General features: G+C 36.9%; 19 protein-coding genes. 9 read left to right on the top strand and 10 right to left on the bottom strand.

From position 1 onward, the window contains the following. Positions 1 to 88: 88 nt before the first annotated feature. Together HEQ36_RS03415 and sixA are read right to left on the bottom strand one after the other, a co-directional pair. Positions 89 to 1,225 (bottom strand): citrate synthase, encoded by a 1,137-nt coding sequence (locus HEQ36_RS03415; protein WP_168637231.1) that lies wholly within the window; start codon positions 1,223 to 1,225, stop codon positions 89 to 91. Between the two features lie 87 nt (positions 1,226 to 1,312). Continuing rightward, on the bottom strand, positions 1,313 to 1,807 hold the full coding sequence (gene sixA / locus HEQ36_RS03410; RefSeq protein ID WP_168637230.1) for a phosphohistidine phosphatase SixA: 495 nt from the start codon (positions 1,805 to 1,807) through the stop codon (positions 1,313 to 1,315). A gap of 479 nt (positions 1,808 to 2,286) precedes the next feature. Between sixA and HEQ36_RS03405 the strand changes: the two genes are divergently transcribed. The 9 genes from HEQ36_RS03405 to HEQ36_RS03365 all read left to right on the top strand — a co-directional run bounded on the left by HEQ36_RS03405 (position 2,287) and on the right by HEQ36_RS03365 (position 13,947). Continuing rightward, positions 2,287 to 2,835: a pentapeptide repeat-containing protein gene (locus tag HEQ36_RS03405; protein WP_027402450.1), complete on the top strand. Its 549-nt coding sequence runs from the start codon at positions 2,287 to 2,289 to the stop codon at positions 2,833 to 2,835. Positions 2,836 to 3,499: 664 nt separating this feature from the next. Further along, the gene (locus HEQ36_RS03400; protein ID WP_039203534.1) at positions 3,500 to 3,787 is read left to right on the top strand and encodes a type II toxin-antitoxin system Phd/YefM family antitoxin; all 288 of its coding nucleotides are present in this window, start codon (positions 3,500 to 3,502) and stop codon (positions 3,785 to 3,787) included. Continuing rightward, a complete protein-coding gene (locus HEQ36_RS03395; protein WP_039203533.1) occupies positions 3,787 to 4,119 on the top strand; it encodes a type II toxin-antitoxin system RelE/ParE family toxin in 333 nt (110 codons plus the stop codon). The genes HEQ36_RS03400 and HEQ36_RS03395 overlap by 1 nt, the downstream gene beginning before the upstream one ends. Positions 4,120 to 4,585: 466 nt before the next feature. After that, positions 4,586 to 5,605, top strand: a complete 1,020-nt coding sequence (locus HEQ36_RS03390; protein ID WP_053538219.1) for an ABC transporter ATP-binding protein — start codon at positions 4,586 to 4,588, stop codon at positions 5,603 to 5,605. Positions 5,606 to 6,124: 519 nt separating this feature from the next. Further along, a complete protein-coding gene (locus tag HEQ36_RS03385) occupies positions 6,125 to 6,622 on the top strand; it encodes a chemotaxis protein CheW (RefSeq protein ID WP_053538220.1) in 498 nt (165 codons plus the stop codon). 59 nt (positions 6,623 to 6,681) lie between these two features. Beyond that, a complete protein-coding gene (locus HEQ36_RS03380; protein ID WP_168637229.1) occupies positions 6,682 to 9,306 on the top strand; it encodes a methyl-accepting chemotaxis protein in 2,625 nt (874 codons plus the stop codon). 50 nt (positions 9,307 to 9,356) lie between these two features. Beyond that, positions 9,357 to 12,242 carry a hybrid sensor histidine kinase/response regulator gene (locus HEQ36_RS03375; RefSeq protein ID WP_053538222.1) on the top strand — a complete coding sequence of 962 codons (2,886 nt, stop codon included), beginning with the start codon at positions 9,357 to 9,359 and terminating at the stop codon, positions 12,240 to 12,242. A 302-nt stretch (positions 12,243 to 12,544) separates the two neighbouring features. After that, entirely contained in the window at positions 12,545 to 13,039 is a 495-nt protein-coding gene (locus tag HEQ36_RS03370) for an NUDIX hydrolase (RefSeq protein WP_053541190.1), read from the top strand. A 98-nt stretch (positions 13,040 to 13,137) separates the two neighbouring features. Further along, positions 13,138 to 13,947, top strand: a complete 810-nt coding sequence (locus tag HEQ36_RS03365; protein WP_053538223.1) for an alpha/beta hydrolase — start codon at positions 13,138 to 13,140, stop codon at positions 13,945 to 13,947. Between the two features lie 212 nt (positions 13,948 to 14,159). On the opposite strand, the gene phnE is transcribed toward HEQ36_RS03365, so the two are convergent. From phnE to HEQ36_RS03325, 8 genes are all read right to left on the bottom strand, one after another. After that, a complete protein-coding gene (phnE, locus tag HEQ36_RS03360) occupies positions 14,160 to 14,954 on the bottom strand; it encodes a phosphonate ABC transporter, permease protein PhnE (RefSeq protein WP_053538224.1) in 795 nt (264 codons plus the stop codon). A 289-nt stretch (positions 14,955 to 15,243) separates the two neighbouring features. Beyond that, the gene (locus HEQ36_RS03355; RefSeq protein ID WP_199924385.1) at positions 15,244 to 15,426 is read right to left on the bottom strand and encodes a hypothetical protein; all 183 of its coding nucleotides are present in this window, start codon (positions 15,424 to 15,426) and stop codon (positions 15,244 to 15,246) included. Positions 15,427 to 15,642: 216 nt separating this feature from the next. Continuing rightward, entirely contained in the window at positions 15,643 to 16,416 is a 774-nt protein-coding gene (locus HEQ36_RS03350; RefSeq protein WP_053538226.1) for a phosphonate ABC transporter ATP-binding protein, read from the bottom strand. A gap of 106 nt (positions 16,417 to 16,522) precedes the next feature. Further along, positions 16,523 to 17,494: a phosphate/phosphite/phosphonate ABC transporter substrate-binding protein gene (locus HEQ36_RS03345; protein ID WP_053538227.1), complete on the bottom strand. Its 972-nt coding sequence runs from the start codon at positions 17,492 to 17,494 to the stop codon at positions 16,523 to 16,525. A 1,077-nt stretch (positions 17,495 to 18,571) separates the two neighbouring features. Beyond that, the gene (locus HEQ36_RS25970) at positions 18,572 to 19,108 is read right to left on the bottom strand and encodes a hypothetical protein (RefSeq protein ID WP_325064642.1); all 537 of its coding nucleotides are present in this window, start codon (positions 19,106 to 19,108) and stop codon (positions 18,572 to 18,574) included. Further along, positions 19,074 to 20,945 (bottom strand): LamG-like jellyroll fold domain-containing protein, encoded by a 1,872-nt coding sequence (locus HEQ36_RS03335; protein WP_053538229.1) that lies wholly within the window; start codon positions 20,943 to 20,945, stop codon positions 19,074 to 19,076. The genes HEQ36_RS25970 and HEQ36_RS03335 overlap by 35 nt, the downstream gene beginning before the upstream one ends. Before the next feature lie 246 nt (positions 20,946 to 21,191). After that, a complete protein-coding gene (locus HEQ36_RS03330; RefSeq protein WP_267902216.1) occupies positions 21,192 to 21,323 on the bottom strand; it encodes a hypothetical protein in 132 nt (43 codons plus the stop codon). Between the two features lie 136 nt (positions 21,324 to 21,459). Beyond that, positions 21,460 to 21,957, bottom strand: a complete 498-nt coding sequence (locus HEQ36_RS03325) for a pentapeptide repeat-containing protein (RefSeq protein ID WP_053538230.1) — start codon at positions 21,955 to 21,957, stop codon at positions 21,460 to 21,462. Positions 21,958 to 22,031: the final 74 nt, after the last annotated feature.

Raw genomic sequence — 22,031 nt, 5'->3', positions numbered from 1 at the left:
GCCTCAATGGTAGATAGGACAGTTATCAATCTGCCCACTAGAGGACTTGAATTGAACATCCAAAATCTAGAGTTAATTTATTTGTTAGTTAACGTTGGTCAATGGGAGTGTGGGCGATTTCATGACGACCGTTATAAATTTGGGTAGGACGGAAAATCCGGTTTTCTACCAGTTGTTCTTTCCAGTGTGCTAACCAACCAGCTACACGAGCGATCGCAAATACTGGTGTAAACAAGTCTGTAGGAATTCCCATTTTCCTATACACTAAACCGGAATAAAAGTCAACATTAGGATAAATCCCTCTGTCACCCAGTTTTTCCGAAACTACCCGTTCCATTTCCACGGCTATTTCATAGTATTCGTCATAGCCAAATTTATCAAACAACTGCTCTGCCAAGCCTTGTAAGATTGTTGCGCGGGGATCTTTGACTTTGTAGACACGATGCCCAAAGCCCATAATTTTAGCTTTGCGTTTGAGAAGATCATCCACATAGGGGACAACATTCTCTACAGAACCAATTGCTTCCAACATCTGAATTACTTCTTCATTCGCCCCACCGTGCAATGGACCGCCTAAAGTACCCACCGCACTAGCAACGACAGCATAGGGATCAGTTAAAGTAGAAGCTGTGACTCTAGCACTAAATGTTGAAGCATTCATTGTATGTTCAACATGAAGAATTAAGCAGATATCAAATATTTTGGCTGCTAAAGGATCAGGTTCTTTCTCGTTGAGCATATACAGGAAGTTAGCCGCATAGCCTAAATCATCTCTAGGCTTAACCGGGTCATTACCTTCTCGCATTAACTGGAACGCTGCTACCATTGTGGGAATCGTCGCTATTAAACGAACAGCCGCAGTCCGAATATAGACCGGATTATGTAAATCCCGACGAGAATAGAATAAACCTAAAGCAGCAGCCGAGGCTTGAAGTGCATCCATCGGATGACCACTTTCAGGGAAGCATTTCATCATGTCCCGAATGCGGTATTTGATGCGCCTGTGGAAGAGAACTTCATGCTCAAATGCTTTTAGTTCTTCTTGATTTGGTAATTCACCCCAAATTAACAGATATGCAGTTTCTAGGAATGTACTTTTCTCGGCTAATTCCTCAATCCTGATACCACGATATTCTAGAATTCCTTTCTGCCCGTCTACATAACTAATGCTCGACTGGGCTGCGGGAATGCCTTCTAAACCAGGCTTGTATTCGCATACCGTCATGGCAACACCATTTACTTTGTAAAATATCTGCTCACACTAACCTACTAGAGACTATTTTCACCACAATAGTTGCAGATGTAACAACTATTACAGCAGGTACTTGGGTGATGTTAACCAAAACAGTTGACTACGACCCCAAGCTGAACCATCATCTGGTAGTTTTATTCCCATCATACCTGCTTTTTTGAGGATGAGGCTCTCTTTTGCTGCTCCCCACAGGAGAATTTCTGCCCAATGGCTTAAACTAGGCTCATGACCGACTAATGCTAGTTTGGTTTTTTGGGGATATTTTCTGGGTTGAAGCCATTCTTGCCACCAATTTTGAATATTACCATCAAAGCTCAGATGATCTGATGTTTCTAACTGGGAACTCAATCCAGCCGCAATGAGTATTTCTGCTGTTTGATAAGCGCGAACTAGGGGACTGGTAAGAATGAGATCAAAGTGTAATTCTAGCTTTGCTAATCTTTGAGCGACTTTCTCGGTTTTTTGTCGTCCTTCTGGGGTGAGTTGTCGTTCTTCGTCTTTTAGTTGCGGTTGATGTTCTTCGGCGATACCATGACGGATTAAGTATAGTTCCATGTTTTTAGCTTAAACAGTAGAAGCCTCTCACCTACCCAATAGGGAGGTGATGAGATGAATATGCGTAAGTGACGAATTGCCCAAAGAGCAAAATTAAGCGCAGCTTAATCAGTGTTGTTGGGCGATGTTAGCGCAGCGGCACGAAGTGCGGAATGAACACTTTCTTGATTTTTTTTTCAAATATTTGATATAATTTTCAACAGTAGGTGTAACTCAATTAAATGCACCAAAAGCAGCCTATCAAAAAAGTTAAAAATTATCTCAAAAAGTCCCTAGGGCATAGGGCTTTAAAGCTCGGTTAATGTCTTCATAGAAGAGTCGCCGAGAAGCCCACACTCACCTGTTCGCGCAAGCGTGCCGCAAGGCATAAGGGAGTGTGTGGAGTATGTCACCTAAAAGTGCGATCGCTAGAATCTCAAGTAATTGTCTGTGGTTTGGGAAGTGTAATAACTCACCTGTAGACACAATGAGGTGGAAATATGGATACTCAAAAACTTCTGAATTCTTATAAATCAGGAGAAAAGAATTTCCCAGGAATAAATCTGCACCAAGCTATGTTAGGACGTGCCGATTTGAGAGGCATAAATTTAGAAGCAGCAGATTTAAGCGGAGCGGATCTTACTCAAGCAAATTTGAGTGGGTGTAACCTCAGTAGAGCCAATCTCACTAATGCTGATTTAAGTAGAGCAAATTTAGAAAATGCCAACCTAAGTGAAGTTAACTTAATTGGTGCTGATTTAACTAGAGTCAACCTCAGAAAAACTAACCTGAGTGGTGCTGATTTGCGAACTGCAAATTTAACTTCAGCAAACTTAGTCGGCGCAAATCTCAACCAAGCAGAAGTGAGTGGTGCTGACTTTACAGGTGCTAATCTCCATCATGCCAATTTAATTGATAGTAATGTCAATGAAGCCGAATTAATGGGCGTTGATTTAACAACAACAATTATCACGGAATTGGAGAGAACTGGAGAAATTTTGCATATAGGTTTATCCCATAAATGGATAACTTGGGCTGGTAGTTGTTGATCTTTTAACAACTAAGTCGAGGTGATAGACGTACTGTATAGCTGAAGTATCAACAATAACGATAGGGATGACCTTGTCCCTATCGTTTATTATAAGTAATTGGACAAAAATATTTACAGTCATTGCGAGCGAAGGGAAGCAATCACAACCCTTGGAATTGCTTCATTTCACTTCGTTCCATATGGCTAACGCCACGCAACGCTTACGCAATAATATTGTGTAATTAATTCTGTCTCACTACTTAAAGAAAAGTAAAATCGCCCAAACCCTCTTCACTCTTGCCTCTTGCATGAGTGCCTCAAGCCTAGTGCCATAACGACAATTTTTAACGCCAACCTACTTATCCTGATTTTTTCTAAGGAATGTGAATTAAATAAGGTGCAAAAGTAGGGTGTGTTAGCGACAGCGTAACGCACCATTCCAGGTTACATCAGAATTGCAGGTTATTAAATTTGCGTTCCTAAGTAGGTGAACACAATAAAACCAATCTATGTAAAGAAAAGTAAAATCCCCCAAACCCTCTTCACTCTTGCCTTTTGCATGAGTGCCTCAAGCCTAGTGCCATAACGACGATTTTCAATGCTAACCTACTTAATTCACGATTGTTGACAAACACAGCAAATATATATTAACATTCAATTAAATGCTAATCAAATGTTAAGTCATGATCAATCTTTCAAAAGATATACATTCTTTAACAGAGTTTAAACGGAATACGACTGAGTTTTTACAGCGGATTAAGCAAACAAAACATCCTCTGGTTCTAACTGTCAATGGTAAAGCAGAATTAGTTGTTCAAGATGCCGAATCTTACCAGGAACTTTTAGATGCTGCTGAGTTGGTAGAAACATTAAAGGGAATTAAACTTGGTTTGGAACAGATGCAGGAAAGAAAGGGAAAAAAAGCAGAGGATTTTTTTAATGAACTATTTGATAAGTTAGATATTGACTAATGAATCAAAAATATCAAGTTGTCATCCAACCCGCAGCACAAAAAGCAATAGAGGAAGCATATTTTTGGTTTAGCAATGATTCTTCTCGTCAGGCTAGAAAGTGGTTGGAGGGATTATATAAAGTTATTTTATCACTAGAGATAATGCCTTTTCGTTGCTCTTTGGCATTTGAAAATGATTTTTTGGATCAAGAAATTCGACAGATTATTTATGGGAAAGGACGAAATATTTATCGGATTCTTTTTACTATTTTAGATGATACTGTTCAGATTGTTTTTGTAAGACACGCTGCTCAAAAACCAATAATTGATGAATTTGATGAGGATGAGTAATTTAGATTTAATGACTATTCATAATTCTTATGATCTCATGTTTGATGTTGCTCCAAAACCAGAACTGATAAAGCCCACATTCCGCACCCTTAACTGTCACAATCGGTTATTACGGAATTTACTTCATGAGAAAGGAGTAAAAAATTACCTTTGGCTCAAAAAAAATAGATTTTGGATAGAAAAATTGCTCAAATGTATTCTCAATAAGGAGCAATAAATATAACAATCATTCTTAAGTTAGGAATTGTCAAAAAATAAAAATAGGGTTAACAGTACAGTAATAAAGTGTTTGAACAGTTTATGGCTAACGCCACGCTACGCTATCGGCAACTATAATTTATCATTTGGCTAAATCTGTACTGAGAATTATCTGAAAATGAAATATTCAACTCATCATGGCGATCGCCTAACTTGTACAATGAAAGATAGATTGTTGCGAATTGTATAGTTAAGGATTATAGCTGTCATGACTGCCGCTGTTTTCATCGAAAATCTCAAAAAAAGCTACGGTAATCTAGTTGCAGTCCAGGATGTTTCCTTTCAAGTCCAACCTGGAGAAATTTTTGGGTTACTTGGACCCAACGGGGCTGGGAAAACGACCACTCTCCGGGCTTTATGTACGCTAACAACGCCTGATACTGGGAAAATTGAGGTTTCCGGCATTTCTGTCTTAAAGCACCCCAAGTTGGCTAGGCAAAAGCTGGGTTATGTAGCCCAAGAGGTAGCTTTGGATAAGGTGCTAACTGGACGGGAGTTACTACAATTACAAGCGGCACTGTATCATCTTCCTGGTGCGCTGATTAAACAGCGAATTAATACTATTTTGGATTTGCTGGGGTTACAAGAATACGCAGACAAAAAAACTGGCACTTATTCCGGTGGTTTACGCAAACGGCTAGATTTAGCGGCTGGTTTACTTCATGCCCCTGATGTGTTGGTATTAGATGAACCAACGGTAGGATTGGATATTGAAAGCCGGGTTGTAGTCTGGAATTTCCTGCGGCAATTACGGGCTGGGGGAACTACTGTGGTAATTACCAGTCATTATTTGGAAGAAGTTGATGCTTTAGCTGACAGGGTGGCAATTATTGATAGAGGTTTGGTTATTGCTAATGGTACACCTTCTCAGTTAAAAGATCAGGTGGGGGGCGATCGCATCACCTTAAGAATCCGTGAATTTTCACCTCTAGAAGAAGCCGAAACCGCCAAAAACCTGTTAGCAGCCTTACCTTTTGTTCAAGAAATCATCATCAACAGCGCCCAAGGTAACTCTCTAAATTTAGTAGTTACTCCGCAAAATGACGTTTTGATCACGATTCAACAGGCGTTAAATCATGCCAATTTACCAATTTTTGGCATCGCTCAATCTCGTCCTAGTTTAGATGATGTTTACCTAGCAGCCACCGGAAAAACCTTAATGGATGCGGAATTAGCCGCTGTAGCCAATCGTGATCCCAAAGCGGAGAAAAAGCAAAATATGAGATAGAGAAAATAGAGAAAATAGCCAGGGCTGTTTCATTCTAAACATAATCCGCCCGGAACTAAGTAGGTGAACACAATAAAACCAAACTGTGTAAAGAAACGTAAAATCGCCCAAAACCTCTTTACTCTTGCCTTTTGCCTCTTGCCCTGCCATAACGACAATTTTCAACGCCAACCTACTTAATAGGGTAGCGTGGCGTAACCCATAGTTCAGTTCTGGAAGAGACAATCCTACCGTATACTTGGCACAGGTAAGGTAGTATGGGAGAAAGTTAGAGGGTATTTGAAAAGTCTAATTTATTACTTGCAAGGGCAACTAGAAGTCGCGGCTACACAGACGAAACCCACCTTCGTGGGTTCAAAGACCTTGATTTTTCCTTAGTCCACGCAGGTGGACTTTGTTTGTGTAGTAGCGATTTCTAATCGCCGGAAACCTTTCAAACATCCTCTTATGGATTATGGAAACTTATGGTTATCCCATAAAACGAAAATAAACTGATTTTAATTATATTTACATTTACTTATGAAAAAGTTGCAAATTGACTTTAACCATCAAGCCATACATAATAGTCGAGAAGATGGCTATCTCAAATTTCAACTTAATCAACAAACTGGTGCTGTTTTATCCATTGCTCATACGCAGGAAGCAATTATTGTACCTGTGACATCGGTTACGGCTATTCCGAATATGCCTGCTTGTATATTAGGATTGATGAATTGGCGCAGTCATATAATTTGGGTAGTTGATTTACCGAAGATGTTTAATCTAGAATGTCTTGATCACCGGTTGCATCAGTATAATATTATTGTTATTCAAATAGAATCAATGATTTTAGGTTTAGTTGTCCAAGAAATTAAAGGTACAACCAAGTTTATTGCTGATGATATCCGTTCCCCTGTGGGACAAGTAGCATCTAGTTTAGTACCTTACTTATGTGGTTGTGTGGTACAACAAGAAGAAATTTTATTGGTATTAAATGCAGTACATATTTTAAGTTCAGATGTTTTTTGTATTAACTAATAATTAATACTCGAAAAAAGTGGTAATTTTTTATTTTATAGTTGTGGTGTGAGGAATATATGTTGAATAAGACTGATATCAAACAAAGTAGCAATTCTCAAAATAAAGCATCTTTAATTTCTCCAGCTAAAGTTGTTGATAATAGAGGAAAAAGTTCCAGCTATCAGAGGTTTTGGTATGAGGGATTAGAATATTTGCGACAATTTAATTTGAGTACCAAATCTATAATTTTGTCTATCGCTATTGGTACTTTACCAGTTTTGGGAATTGGTGCGATCGCTTATATGTTTGGTAGTAAGTTAATTACAAAGCAAATTATTACATCCCAAGAAAATACAGCAATTAATTTAAGTGATAAAGTTAATAACTTTATTGGACAACGCTATGGAGATATTCAGATCCTATCTAATATATCTTTTTCAAGTCCGATGAAAGCTCGCAAAAAAGCAGGAACAGAAAAATCTAGGCAAATATCGAAAGTTGATACCAGCACAATTAATATAGAAACAAAAGCCTCCTTAGATAGCTTGATCAAAAATAGTAATGTTTATGATAGTGTAGCCATATTTGATCTTAATGGACAAGTGATGATGCAATCATCAGGAGAATCTTTAACTCCAGAAAAAAAACTGACCTATTTTCAAGAGGTAATTAAACAGAATATTCCTATTATTAGTCAACCAGAAATAGTTAAAAATATCGGCACAGTGATTTACATAGCTGCACCAATTAAGGATGCAGTGGCGGGTAATACTATTGGTATAGTCAGAACCCGTTTGCCTATAAAGGCTTTAAAAAAAGTAATCAAAGGTTATATAGATGAGACTCATCAATATTATTTTTTAGATGCAACAGGAAAAATTTTAATTAGTTCTTATGAGGATGTATTAGATGAAAAATTGGTCAATATATATCCGAGTTTAACTAATGTTTTGAATGCAAAAAATATTGATACATTTACAGCCATTGCCAAAAATAATCAAAAACAGCAACTTATTAGTTACATACCATTTTCCCAAATATCAGGTTTACCGGATATTAAGTGGCAATTAATCGTAGAAAAAGATATAGCGATCGCATTTAAGCAACAAAGAGAATTTTTGACATTAACTGCTAGTACAACACCATTAATCGCATTATTAATGACGTTGCTTGTAGCTTGGTTAAGTCAGCGGATTAATGCTAAGATTGCTAATACATCCATTACAGAAGGTGAGGCAATTCAGGAGCAAATAAATCTAAGTGTATTTAACAAACAAGAAGATCAAGCAAGAGAAATTGAATGGTTAAAATTACTGCTAGAGGTAACTAGAAAAATTCGGCTAAATCTTCAGTCTGAAGCTATTTATCAAACAGCAATTTCTGAAGTTAGTCATATTCTAAAAACAGATAGAGTTATCATTTATAAACTCCACCGGAAAACTCAAGCTGTCAAAGTAATTGCTGAATCGGTAATTGATGATTGTCAAAAAATGCTCGGTGTATATAACAATGATTCCCACTGGCGAGAACTTGGCAAAAATCATCAATTTGAGGCCATATCAGACGTTGAACAAGAGGTAAATTTAACTAATAGTTATATCGAGTGGTTAAAGAAGTTTTCTGTACAAAGTAGTTTAACAGCACCAATTTTAAGTCATGGAGAAATTCAAGGATTCTTGATTGCTCATCATTGTCATCATCCTCATGTTTGGCAAGTTGAAGAAATTAATTTTTTAACCCAAATTGCTACCCAAGTCGGCTATGCTTTAGAACAATCTCATCTGTTAGTAGAGATTAGAAAATTGAAAGCTAATAGTCAAACAAATATTAATCAAGACTCTCTAGAACTTCAGAATTTTCAGGATAGTATTCAGCCAATTGTTAACCAAATTCAACAAGCTGTTAGTGAAGTAAATGGTTATTTAGAAAAATTCACCACAGAGGCAATCATAGAACCTGAAAAAATGCACCAAAGCTTAGAAACTATTGAAAATATGACCATTGCTATTCAATCTATCGCTGATATAGCACAGCAAGCTGCAATCATTGTTAATGATGCTAACCATACAGCTACTAAAACTGGAGCAGAGATGGATTTAACACTGCAAAATATTGGCTATGTCCAAGAAACGGTTGATGAAATAACTAAAAAAGTAAGACGTTTAGGGGACTCCTCTCAACAAATTTCTCGTGTGGTTTCCATAATTAATCAAATTTCCATGCAAACTAATTTATTAGCAATTAATGCGGGAATTGAAGCTGCAAGAGCCGGAGAAGAAGGTCAAGGTTTTGCAGTGGTAGCTGAAGAAGTTGGCGAATTAGCCGCCAGAAGTGCAGCCGCTACTCAAGAAATTGAGGAAATAATTGCCAAAATTCAACAAGAAACAGGTGAAGTATTAAAAACTATGTCAATGGGAACTAATCAAGTTACCCAAAGCAGCAATATTATTGAAAATGCCAAGCATAATTTACAACAAATCGTTGATGTATCTCAGCAAATATATACCTTAGTTCAGTCAATTTTAAGTTCTACTCAATCTCAAGTTCAAACATCACAAATTGTGAGTCAAACTATTAAAGATATTACCCTTGTATCAGCACGTAATATTCATAATTCGCGTCAAGTTTCCCAATCTTTACAAAAAGCAGTAGATATTTCTCAAGAGTTAAAAGATACTATTGAGACTTTCCCACCTAATTGATATTCTCATTTGTTCTGAATTAATAAATAATGACTAAGGACTAATGACTAATGACTAAAGATAAAGAATTGGAAATCCAGATGCAATTTCTGGAAGAAGCAACTGATTATCTCAATACTTTAGAAGGGGTATTACTGGAAATTGACATCAGCAAACGTATTGAATTAGAACATATCAACGCTGCAATGCGAGCCGCCCATTCTATTAAAGGTGGAGCAGCAATGATGGGATTTCGCGTATTAAGTGATTTAGCTCATAAATTGGAAGATGCCTTTAAAGTTTTAAAGACTCAAAAAGATTCTTTGGAACTTGATACTCATTTACAAAGTTTATTACTATCTAGTGTTGATTGGCTACGACAGATTGTTGAGTTACTGGCAAAGGGTAATAATCTGGATGATAGTTGGTTAAGAAAATTTTGTTATCCCGTTTTTGACGAACTTTATGAGCGTTTAGGTGAACCGACTCCAGAAAATATCACAACTTTGCTATCATCCGAAGATGATACAGAAATTATCCCTTTATTATTTGAAACTGAAGTTGAAGAGTATTTACAACACCTAGAAGCTAGATTAAAAAATAGTAATAAATCGGGATTAAGAGCAGAGTTGGTAATGATGGCAACTGAGTTAGGTGGGTTAGGAGAAATGCTGCAATTAACAGCTTTTACCCAACTATGTCAATCAGTTAGCCATTATTTAGAAACTTACCCTGATAGTTGTTTAGAAATTGCTAATTTAGCATTAAAAGCATGGCGACAATCTCAAAATTTAGTATTAAGTAATCAACGAGATAATTTACCAACTAGAATTGATTTTGGTGAAGTTATTCATGATCGTCCTCTGATTTTAGCAAATCAGCAAGATCATTTATTGTATAAATCAGCTATTTCTGATTTTGATTTATTAGAAAATGTTGAATTATCTCCAGAAAGTGCTGATAGAGTATCAACCTCAGAAAATATCCCCATAGATTATAAATATACTGAACGTAAAAGTGATATTAATTCACCGCCTAAAGAAAGGGAAAACCAGGAAAATACAGTTAGAGTTCCTAGTAAACATTTAGAAAAAATTAATGATTTATTTGGAGAAGTTATTATTCAACGTAATGGGTTAAATGTGCAAATGGAAAGATTACGTAAATTGGTGCGTAATCTCAGTCAAAGAGTCCAAATTCTTGATCAAGAAAATCAAGAACTGCGAACAGCTTACGCAAAAATAATAACTCATAATCATGGTAATCAAGAAGTAGAAAATAATTTTATAGAACAAGATAGCTATCAAAAATTGAATTTATTATCTCAAAATGTGATGGAAACTATTGTCCAAGTTGCAGAAGTTACCAGTGATATCCAATTAAGTGTGGACGATACAGACCAAATAGCAAGAAAACTAAATAAAACTTCTAAACAATTACAAAGACAATTAACCCAGGTGAGAATGCGTCCTTTTTCCGATTTAGTAGAACGTTTTCCTAGAGCTATTAGGGATTTAAACGTTGAGTATGGAAAAAATGTGCAATTAAAAATTGAGGGTGGAAATACTTTAATTGAAAGAGGTATTTTGGAGGCTTTAAATGAGCCTTTAATGCACTTGTTACGCAATGCTTTTGATCATGGAATTGAAGATCCTATTACTCGGAAAAAGCAAGGAAAAAGTGAACAAGGTTTGATTGAAATGAAAGCTGTCTACCATAGTAACCGCACGATTATTACTATTCGTGATGATGGTCAAGGTATTTCTTTAGAAAAAATTCGTCACCGCGCCTTAAAAATGGGTTTGGACGATTCTTTATTAGCGAGCGCTAGTGATGAAGATCTACTATCATTAATTTTTGAACCAGGATTTAGCACCTCAGAACAGGTAACAGCGTTGTCTGGTCGGGGTGTAGGCATGGATGTAGTCCGTAATAACCTGAAATTAGCGCGAGGAGATGTGAATGTTGACACCCAAGCTGGAGTGGGGACGAAGTTTACCCTATCAGTCCCATTTACCTTGTCAGTTGCGCGGGTTTTATTGGTTGAGAGCGATCGCTTGGTGTTAGCATTTTTTACAGACGTAATTGAGGAAATTTTCTTGCTAGAACAGGAACAAATCTTCTCCCAAAACGGGAAAGAATTTATTAACTGGCAAAACAATCAATTACCATTACTGCGTCTCAATAGTTACTTTGAATTTAATTGCTCCCGCTACAATAACCTGGAATTAGAAACTCTGCCGATCATTAATGCTATAAGTGTATTGATAGTCAAACATGATCATCAACAAGTCGCAGTTCAAGTAGAACGTTGCTGGGGTGAACAAGAAGTAGCTATTCGTCAAGTAGAAGGTAATATTCCCCTTCCCAGTGGTTTTAACAACTGTACAATTCTGGGTGATGGTCGAGTAGTTCCCCTCATTAACACTAATGATTTAATATCATGGATTACAAAAAATGAACGTCCCCACATCAGTAATAAATTACCAACAACAAGACTACAAACTGCATTCCTCAAACCGCCAAAAGTACCCACTATCAATCAACCTAGTCGCCAAAAAGGCATAATTTTGATTGTTGATGATTCCATTAATGTCCGTCGTTATCTAGCACTAACCCTGGAAAAAGGTGGATATCAAGTAGAACAGGCTAAAGATGGTCAAGAAGCTTTAGAAAAGCTAGAAAGTGGTTTGCAAGTCCAAGCAGTGATCTGTGATATTGAAATGCCTCGTATTGACGGTTATAGCTTTTTAGAGCGAATCAACAACAATACAGAGTTGAGAAATATTCCTGTCGCTATGTTAACCTCCCGTAGTAGTAGTAAGCATCGTCAGTTAGCTATGCAATTAGGAGCAAAAGCTTATTTTTCTAAACCGTACAATGAGCAAGAATTATTACGGACATTAGAAGAAATAATTTTCCAGATTGCAGAAACAACATTAATTCGTAATTCGTAATTTGGAATTCGGGCGTTGCTGAATCGAGGTATGAAATTTCCAAATTGAACCTTTAAAAATCTTACCTTTGCGTCTACTCTTCGAGATCACGAAGCGTGATTGCGCCTTTGCGTGAGACTAAAATTCATACCCTTAATCAGCAACGCCGGAATTCGTAATTCGTAAGTAGGTGAACACAATAAAACCAAACTGTGTAAAGAAACGTAAAATCGCCCAAACCCTCTTGCCTCTTGCCTTTTGCCTTGTCATAACGACAATTTTCAATGTTAACCTACTTAGAATACAACAAAGTAATTTTCAACTTGAACATTCTTGCTTTTTTTACACCAATGATTCAGTCCACACGAAGTTTATGGCATTTTGGACAAACGGTACTGGGTATTATATTCCGCCACCCCATTACTGGTACAAGTATTATTCCTATTTTACCTGATGGTCAGATTGTCCTCATTAGGAGAAAGGATGATGGTCGTTGGTCATTACCTGGTGGTATGGTGGATTGGGGAGAAGATGTTCCTCATGCAGTCCGTCGGGAATTGATAGAGGAAACAGGGTTAGAAGTAGTTAAAATCCGCCGTTTAGTGGGGGTTTACTCTTCACCAGATCGTGATCCTCGGATTCATTCTATCTGTATTACTGTTGAAGCTGAAGTTCAAGGAGAAATGGCAGTCAAAGATACTTTAGAAGTTATGGAAATTCAAGCTTTTCCTCCTAGTTCTTTGCCAAAACCAGATATGTCTCATGATCATTTTCGTCAGTTACAAGACTACTTAAATGGTTTAACAACACTTGCGTAAAAGATGGAAAATTTAAAATTCTGGGTTGGGAAATTAACTCTAAAGTCTATAATTGGAAATTGCACAACTTAGACACCTAAATTAGTAAGTTAAAATAAATGAATATTTTATTTCGTAACTCCCGAATAAAACTTAGTCAAGGGGTATTGTTTTGGCGTGAAGTTGGTACAGGAATACCCGTAGTTTTTCTACATGGTGCATGGAATGATGGTAGCGAATGGGTATCCACAATGGAATTATTAGCTGAAAACATCCATTGCTTTTCACCTGATTTGTTAGGTTTTGGTGAATCAGCAAATCCTAAAATTCACCATTCCATAGATTTACAAGTCGAGTGTTTAGCTGATTTTTTAAAAGCTTTAAAATTAGAAAAGGTCTATTTAGCTGGTAATTCTCTAGGAGGTTGGATTGCGGCTAGTTATGCTTTAAAATATCCAGAACAAATATCTGGCTTAATATTGTTATCACCAGAGGGTGTTGCAGCGGAAGATAAAAAAGAGGAATGGCAAAAAAAACGGCGGTTATTTAATTGTTCACCCTTAATAATTAAATTTTTACGCTTAATTATGCCTTTTATCAAATTGATTGGTTGGGAGGGAAAAATTGCTAGAGATTTAGAATTAAGACAAACATTGTTACAATCTTCCACAGCTTGTCAATTACTTTTTAATCGCCAGCAACCAGAAATAGCAGCAGAATTATTAGAAAAACGCTTACCGGAAATCAATGTTCCCTGTTTGATTTTGCAAGGTGGTCAAGATACACAATCTGCTATATCAAAAAGTAATACTTATGCCCGATTAATTCCCGAAGTTCAGTTACATAATATTGCTCATGGAGAAAGTAATTTACCAGAAACTTGTGCCAGTGTTGTCGCTGAAGCTATTTGGGATTTTATTAATCAGTAGTCAGGAGTCAGGAGTCAGGAGGAAGAAGGAAGAATTGGTAAGATTTTTGGGCGTTGCTGGTTAAGAGTATGATTTTGTTTCACGCAGAGGCGCTCCAGTCGCAGAGAGTAAGAGTTTGAAATCATTGATTTTTCAATTTCATACCCTAATTCAGCAACGCCGATTTTTGGAATAATTGAACGCAGATAAACGCAGATAAACGCAGATAAATACTAAATTGACTCTAAGTATCGGCGTAATTTACTACTAAACCAATCAATAACTGTGACTACTACTAATAGCACTAACATCATGGTTGTGGCTTTGGTATATTCAAAACCATCTATATAGCTTTTTAATTGAAATCCTATTCCCCCAGCACCAACTACTCCTAAAACTGAAGCAGCACGAATGTTATATTCAAACATCCATAGGGTATAACCTAATCCTAAAGGTAATATTTGCGGCAATATCCCATACTGAGCAATTTGTATTTTTGATGCTCCAATTACCTGTAAAGACTCTAAGGAATGATAATCTACTGATTCTATCGCTTGTTGATAAAATTTAGCAAGATAGCCAATAGTATATATTGATAATGCCAATGTTCCAGCGGGTGCGCCTAAACCTGTAGCAGCTACAAAGATTAAACCTAAGATAATTGAAGGTACGGAACGCACAGCATTTTGCAGTAAGTTTGCTATCCATCTTAACCATAAAGGGGCGATATTATTAGAACTGGCTATGGCAATTGGTAAGGATAAAACTGCACCTATGGATGTTCCCCAGACGGACATCTGCACGGTTTCAATTAATCCTTTAATGGCAATGTCTAAAACTTGCAAGTTGGGAGGAAATAACCGAGAAATGAAGTCTGTGATAAAAGGCCAGCTATCTTTTAATAATTTCAGATCAACTTTTAATCCTTGTAATGCCCAAGTGTAAACTCCTATCATTAATAGGAAGACAAGTGAAGGCATAAACCAAGGATAACGATGAAAAATTTGTGAATTAGAAAATTTTTTCATTTTTTAAATTACTCCATATAATTTTAATTATTTTATTTAGGGTTTGCTGATAGCGCAGCGTGGCGTTAGGGAACACCAAAAAATAAATTACCCAATTTTGTGGGATGGGCATCCTGCCTGTCCTTGATGATTAGCAGGCAAGATGCCCGCACCACAAGAAATTTTTGGGTATTTTTTTAATTGGAAGTCCCTTAGAGGATGTTTGAAACCCACATTCAGCATGAGTAAATATACTCAAAATATTTTCCCCAGCAGGTTATTTTGTCAAAAAAAGAATTTCATAAAACAGCTAAAACCCAATCATAATAACCACTTTATGCTTTTTGCCATACATGGAGGTATTCAATGAATTTAATCTCAAACCAACTAATTTATTGACATTATTCTCAATAAACTTGATTCTAACTTTAAGTATATCGGCGATGGCTACGCCGCGCCGAAGGCATCGCCCTAATATAGAATTGCGTGTCATTGTCTGAAAGCCTTGTTATCATTGGGTTATGGATAATTCCGAAAATTCAAAAAACACCTGCTGAATGTGGGTTTTCAGCAAACCCTATTTAGATAAGTAGGTGAACACAATAAAACCAAACTGTGTAAAGAAACGTAAAATCGCCCAAAACCTCTTCACTCTTGCCTCTTGCCTCTTGCCTTTTGCCTTGCCATAACGACAATTTTCAACGCCAACCTACTTAGTTGATAAAAATCGCTGTTGTAAATTTTCACATTTGCCATCATAAACTACTTTTCCATTATCTAAAATAATCGCTCTTTGAGCGTATTCTTTAGCTAGAGCTAAGTCATGTAAAACGGTAATTATAGTTAATCCTTGTTGATGCAATTCTGATAAAGTTGCCATGACTTGTTGTGAGGCTACCACATCTAAACCTGTGGTGGGTTCATCGGCTAAAAGTATTTGTGGAGATTGCATTAATGCTCTAGCGATCGCTACTTTTTGTTGTTGTCCACCGCTTAATTTACTAGTTTTTTGATATGCTTGTTCTTGCAAACCTAGTTGTGTTAATAATTCTAAGGCTAATGGGCGATCGCGTTGCCCAAATCCCCATAAAGTTTGCCTCGTTTTTCTCACCCCCAACCTGCCACACAAAACATTATCAATTGCTGATAATTGGCGAATTAACCCCCCTCCCTGAAATAGCATTCCCACATCTCGACGGATTTGCGGTAAGTTTTGCTCACTTACAGACACACCATTAATTTTAATTTCCCCCTTAATCAAGGGAACTAAACCCACAAGTGATTTTAATAATGTTGATTTACCTGCCCCATTCAATCCTAGCAAGACTACAAATTCACCTTGATCAATTTGGCAATTAATATTATTTAAAATTGGTCGCTGTAGAGATGAAATATAACCTGTTTGCAAATGACAACATTCAATAAAATTCACGTTACTTGTGGATAAATGATAATTTGTAATTACTTGAGAGTCAAGAGTCATAGCTAGTTTTGTGAAAGTTTCATCAAAAAATCATAATTTCGTCAGAATTAAGAATTTTATTGGCAATATTCCTAATTCCTAATTCTTAATGCTGACCTCTAAAGTATTATTCCATTCCCGCATTTTTTAGTGCTTCTCGCACTGGTTGAAGATGACGATTATGATCAACTCTTACCAATTCTGTGGAATTATATAAACTGCTTAGTAATTGATTATTTTCTGATTTATTTAACTTCAACAAAGCATTAATTAGCTTTTCTCTTGTAACAACTGGAACATCATCATCAATGGCAATACCATGAGCCGGAACACCGGAAATTTTATGTAATATCCTGACTTTATCTCTATTTTCAGCCGCCAAATAGGGAGGGAAAAGAGCATATTCTGAGACTACAGCTACATCCGCTTGACCTCTAATTACAGCATCTAAAGCTTTACTATAATTTCCACCATAACTAACTTTACCAAAGAAGCTTTCCAAGCGATCGCGGTTAGGCACGAAACCCTGTTTTACTAACTCACTCACTGGAAAAAGAAACCCGGAACCAGATGTAGGAGAAGTAAAAGCAATAGTTTTTCCTCTGAGTTGTTCTAAAGTTGCTTTTGGAGAATTTTTACTTTTCAATTGGCTGTTACTAGGAACAACAAAAATAGAATTATAAGTATATCTACCAGAGTAATTTTTGCGAACTTCTGCCAAATATAACCGAGAATTTGCTAATTGTTCAGCCTTTAAAGCCGGACGACTACTTAAAAATGCTACATCAGCCCGATTCGCTCTTAAAGCTTCTACTGCGGCTGTCTCATCACCTACTTGCGCTTTAACGGGTATGCCTAATTCCTTAGACAAAAAGGCAGCTACATTATTAGCTTTATTTTGCAAGTCAGTAGAATCAGAGCGAGTGGGAAAAACTATAGTTAAAGGGTTGATTTTCTGAGCAATTAAGCGTGGTGCTGGTTGATTTTGCAAAGGGTTAGCTATGGCTAGATGCGGAGAATCCAAACCGCTCAACACTATTCCTGTCAATGCTAACAATCCGCCACCAACACCCCAAAAGCTTTTTTTACCCACTACCATTTTTTTACCCCACTAAGAATTATGTTCAATACTTTTGCAAATTACTTGCAATTAACTCCATCAAAAACTATAAACTTTTTAAGAATAAAAGTCAATAAGCAAAATTTTTTTACCCTGACTTTCCGTACTTCATTATGTAATATGCGTAAGGTTCTAAAATCTCATTAACAATAGTTAAATAAATAACACAAATTACCAATAAACTTAAGTATTAATATATAGTATAATGGCTATTAGAGACTTCCAATTAAAAAAATATCCCAAAATTTCTTGTGGTGCGGGCATCTTGCCCGCTAATAATACGAGGACACGTGAGTTAGGAGTTCGGAGTTTCTCCTTCGGAGACGCTACGCGAACGGAGTTATGATTTTTTCAACGAGAGAATAAGGGCTTGAGACTCCTACGTGGGGTGAGTTTTCCACAAATTATCGTTATGTCGAACTCACGTGAGGACCGGCAAGACTTGTACTGAGCTTGTCGTTAGCGTAGCGTGGCGTTAGCCATAGTATGCCCATCATCCCACATCCCACAAGATTGGATAGCTTCGCTATCGCACAACTATAATCTAATAATATGCTCTTAGTTTTATCCTAGATGCTATTTATCAGATAGATTATTCATAATGGCTATATGATAAGCTTGAATTATATAAAATTAATAATACTTTTGATATTTATAAGTTTTAGCAATTGCCTTTAGATTTTCTTAATAATTAATTGATAATCTTTTCTATTTATCAACGAGGTTGCTATAAGTAGGTTAGCATTGAAAATCGTCGTTATGGCAAGGCAAGAGGCAATCATGCAAGAGTGAAGAGGGTTTGGGCGATTTTACTTTTCTTTACATAGATTGGTTTTATTGTGTTCACCTACTCAGAAATGATCTAATTTGAGCGATCGCCAAAATTACCTAGAGGCAGAGCCTCATCAACTGCATTCCTAGTCAGAGACTAGGAACGAGATGTGGTAGGGATTTGAGCTTAAGTTGACACCAATGAAGCTCTTGCTTTACCCCTACAAATATAGGTTTTTCCTGATTGTTCACAACCGCAGATGCCCGTATCCGTCTTAAGCGTCTTTATCCACAAATAGAAAAATGACAGACCACTAGGGTAATATTATCAATCGCCCAAGTATCATCACCCGTATTGGTAAAATTAGTTTGTTGCCAACGGAATTGAGTATGATCAGTTTTAGCTGCATCGGGTAAAGCGATCGCTTGGGGAGTCCAATTAGTGTATTTAGTGGCGTAATTACTAGCTAATAAGGTGGTTAAAGTCGTCCAAGTTTGACCGCCATTGGTGGAATAGGAAACTAACACATCTTCCCCTGCTTCTGGTGCATCTCCTGTGGTTGATATTACATCTTCATCACCATAGGTAGAGCCTTCGTAACTGAAAGGATTTCCCGCTGTATATTTTTGTCCAAAAACAAAGTCAAACTGTAACGCTTTTGTGTCAGTGGTATTTAAAGATTGGGTAGTAGCATAACGCTGATTTGTTTGATTTAGCTTAGAAAGATAGGTTTGGTAAGTATTAGCATAGTCATCACCCCAAGTCCCTCTTTCTTGACGGAGAAAGTCACCTGCACCATCGCCGTTGTAGTCTCCTACAATATCCGGTAATGATATTTACGCCTGGATCAGACCGTAAAGAATCTTGATAGGGATCTCCATTAAAATCCCCTGTTTGAATTATAGCTGAAAAGTCATTAGCAACAGAGGACGGGTAATTAGTATTTACAGTATTAAAAGTACCATCACCTTGAGAAAGATAAGTCGTAACTAATTGGTTATCATAACTCCATTGGAATTTTTGTTGACGAAGAAAATCTGTTTTACCATCACCATTAAAGTCTCCCGTAATCAAGTTAGCAAAGGAATCTTTTAATAGAGATAGAGATACATCTGGCAGAGGAGTGACAATTGCAAAGGGTTTACCAGTAAAATAAAGGGCTTCGCCATTACCGATGGTAGTTCCATTATCTTTTTGTGCTTTTAATACGTCTGCACCTTTGATATCCGCCCATACATTATTGGAGTTGGTGACTACACCAACATTATCAATTGCCCAATTATCTAGGACATAACTAGGTTGTGACCATTTAAACCGAGTAGATTGAGTTTGCGCTTTCGTCGGTAAGTCTATAACGACATTATGCCAGTTTCCGCCCTCTGACTTAGAAGTAAAGCTATCCAACAATACCCAGGTATTGCCATTATCAATAGAATATTCCAGTTTAATGGCCTTATTGTCGTCTACAGTATCTCCATTGGTTGAACCATTGGCAACTGACTGAACACCACTTACGTTATTAATGGTGCTGTTACCACCTAAAATTAAACTAAAACTTAGGTTTCCACCTTGACTAAGATCATAAGGCTGTGAAATGGCATAGCGATCGCCTGTGGTATTGAAAAATTCTAACGCTCCATCTGCATCAGTATTAAGAAAGCTAGTCCCGATTTTACCACCACTAACTTTCCAATCTGTCTCTACTTGAGCATCGGTAAATAAAGCAGAAGTAGGAATAATTTGATTACTTACTCCAGTATAATTCCATTGCAGTTGAGGTGTGCTAACTCCATTTAAACTTTGTGCATCTAATTCAACTTTATAGAGTTTTCCAGCTACTAAATCAATGGTATTTGTACCTGATTGGGTAGTAGGAGTGAAAACACTGCTATAGTCATTTTTGTAAGCTACAAGTTTACTACTCCAAGAATTTACTTGAGATTGATCAGGAGATACAACACCTCGAAAATAACCATTGTTGTGATTAGAACTTTGATCCACAATGGTTTTTAATCCTTGAGGATGATCACCTGCTAAATTAATATTATTAAAAGTTTCAACTTTTAAGCCTTGGGTAAATCCGCTTGCATAATTAGCGATCGCTCTTTCAGGAGATAACCCCACATTATAGAGGGCTACTTCATCAATTACGCCATTAAAATAATTACCATCACCCGTAAGCCTCACAGTATCGGATAAACGGGTATCTTGTTTCATGTAACCAATACCAATATCCTCACTATGGACAGGTATGCTGGTAAAGTTGGTGGTGACAGTCCCAAATGATGCCCCATTGAGATAACCTGTTAAGTTACCTTGATCAAAACTCAAGACAACGTGATATTTATTGTCTTTAACTACTTGAGTCGCTAACCATTCTCCTGCATTTCCAGACCATGCACTGAGTTTTAATTGATCACCATCGAGATAAATATTGAGACCACTTCCTGTGCCACCTTCTTCATAGATAACCTGTTTACCTGTGAGATCATCGGCTTTAAACCAAAGTTCAATACTCCGGGCGGTGGTGGCTAGAAGGTTAATATTATTATGATCGGGAATAGCAATTCCATCATTAACACCGTCAAATTTAACTCCTGTACTCCCAGCCACTAAACCAGGATTATTGAGAGTAGGACTACCTAAGTAGGTAAACAAAATAAAAATGAGGGGTATTGCATTTTTTAAAATGGCTGAAACTCAATCAGAATCTCGCATTGAGACAACTTTACATACCGTTATATACCTTTAAATTTTTCTGTTTACCTACTTACATTTCGTGCATTAAGATTGTCAAGGTGATTGATGGTGAAATATTGAAGGCGGTTAAAACCGCCCGTGCCGTTTTTCATCCCCTGTCTAAAGCACGAAAGACGGAACTTCGTTCCTGTTTCTCAGGGGCTTTCAAACTTTCCGATCTATCCCGTAAACTTGAGAACCGGAAATTTGTTGTTGGGAAGCACTGCAACCGCTTAAGGCTTTCCATAGACCTGTATTCCGATCTACGACATAAGATAATACAGCTTTTTTAGACATGGAATTTTATGTGGATTATCCACAGACTAGAAGGTATAAAAATTGTAAAATATCCTTTTAGCATAGATACAAGAATTTAAGAATTACTCAATTATTCTTAACGCCCCTTCTGATTAATGAAGGGGATATGGGGTTTTTACTTACATCCTAAAGATTGACGAGTATCTACACCAGTTTTAGAATTTACACCACTGGCATTAACACAGAGCTTTTTCACCTGTAGCATATCTAAAATTGCATTGGTAAAATCAGCACCAGTGACATCAACTGCATCAAAAGTAGAACGCAACATCATCGCCTCTGTAAAAACTGCATCACTTAAATCGGCATCTTTGAATCTTGATAAATAAGCAATTCCTTGACTAAAATCCACACCATGAAAATTTACAGTATCCAATAAAACACCGTTAAATACAGCACCACGTAAATCAGCAGTGCTAAAATTAGTATTTTCTAATTTCACGCTTGTAAACTCAATCCCAATTAAACTTTGTCCAGAAAAGTCCTTCCCCCCGACTCCCTTATTTACAAGAGAATTAGTAACACTAGAAGAACTTGCTGCTTGCGCTGATAAGGGAAACACAAACAACACTAGAGCTAAAATCACACTAGCCAAGATTGAGCGATACTTCATAATTTTTGCTTAATAAATCTCAACAATTCCACCATTAATCATTAAACCGCAGGAAGGATGCAGAAGTGATTTTC

The sequence above is a fragment of the Anabaena sp. 54 genome, from assembly GCF_017355725.1.
Lineage (GTDB): Bacteria > Cyanobacteriota > Cyanobacteriia > Cyanobacteriales > Nostocaceae > Dolichospermum > Dolichospermum heterosporum.
This window is presented reverse-complemented; position numbering and strand designations above follow the sequence as displayed.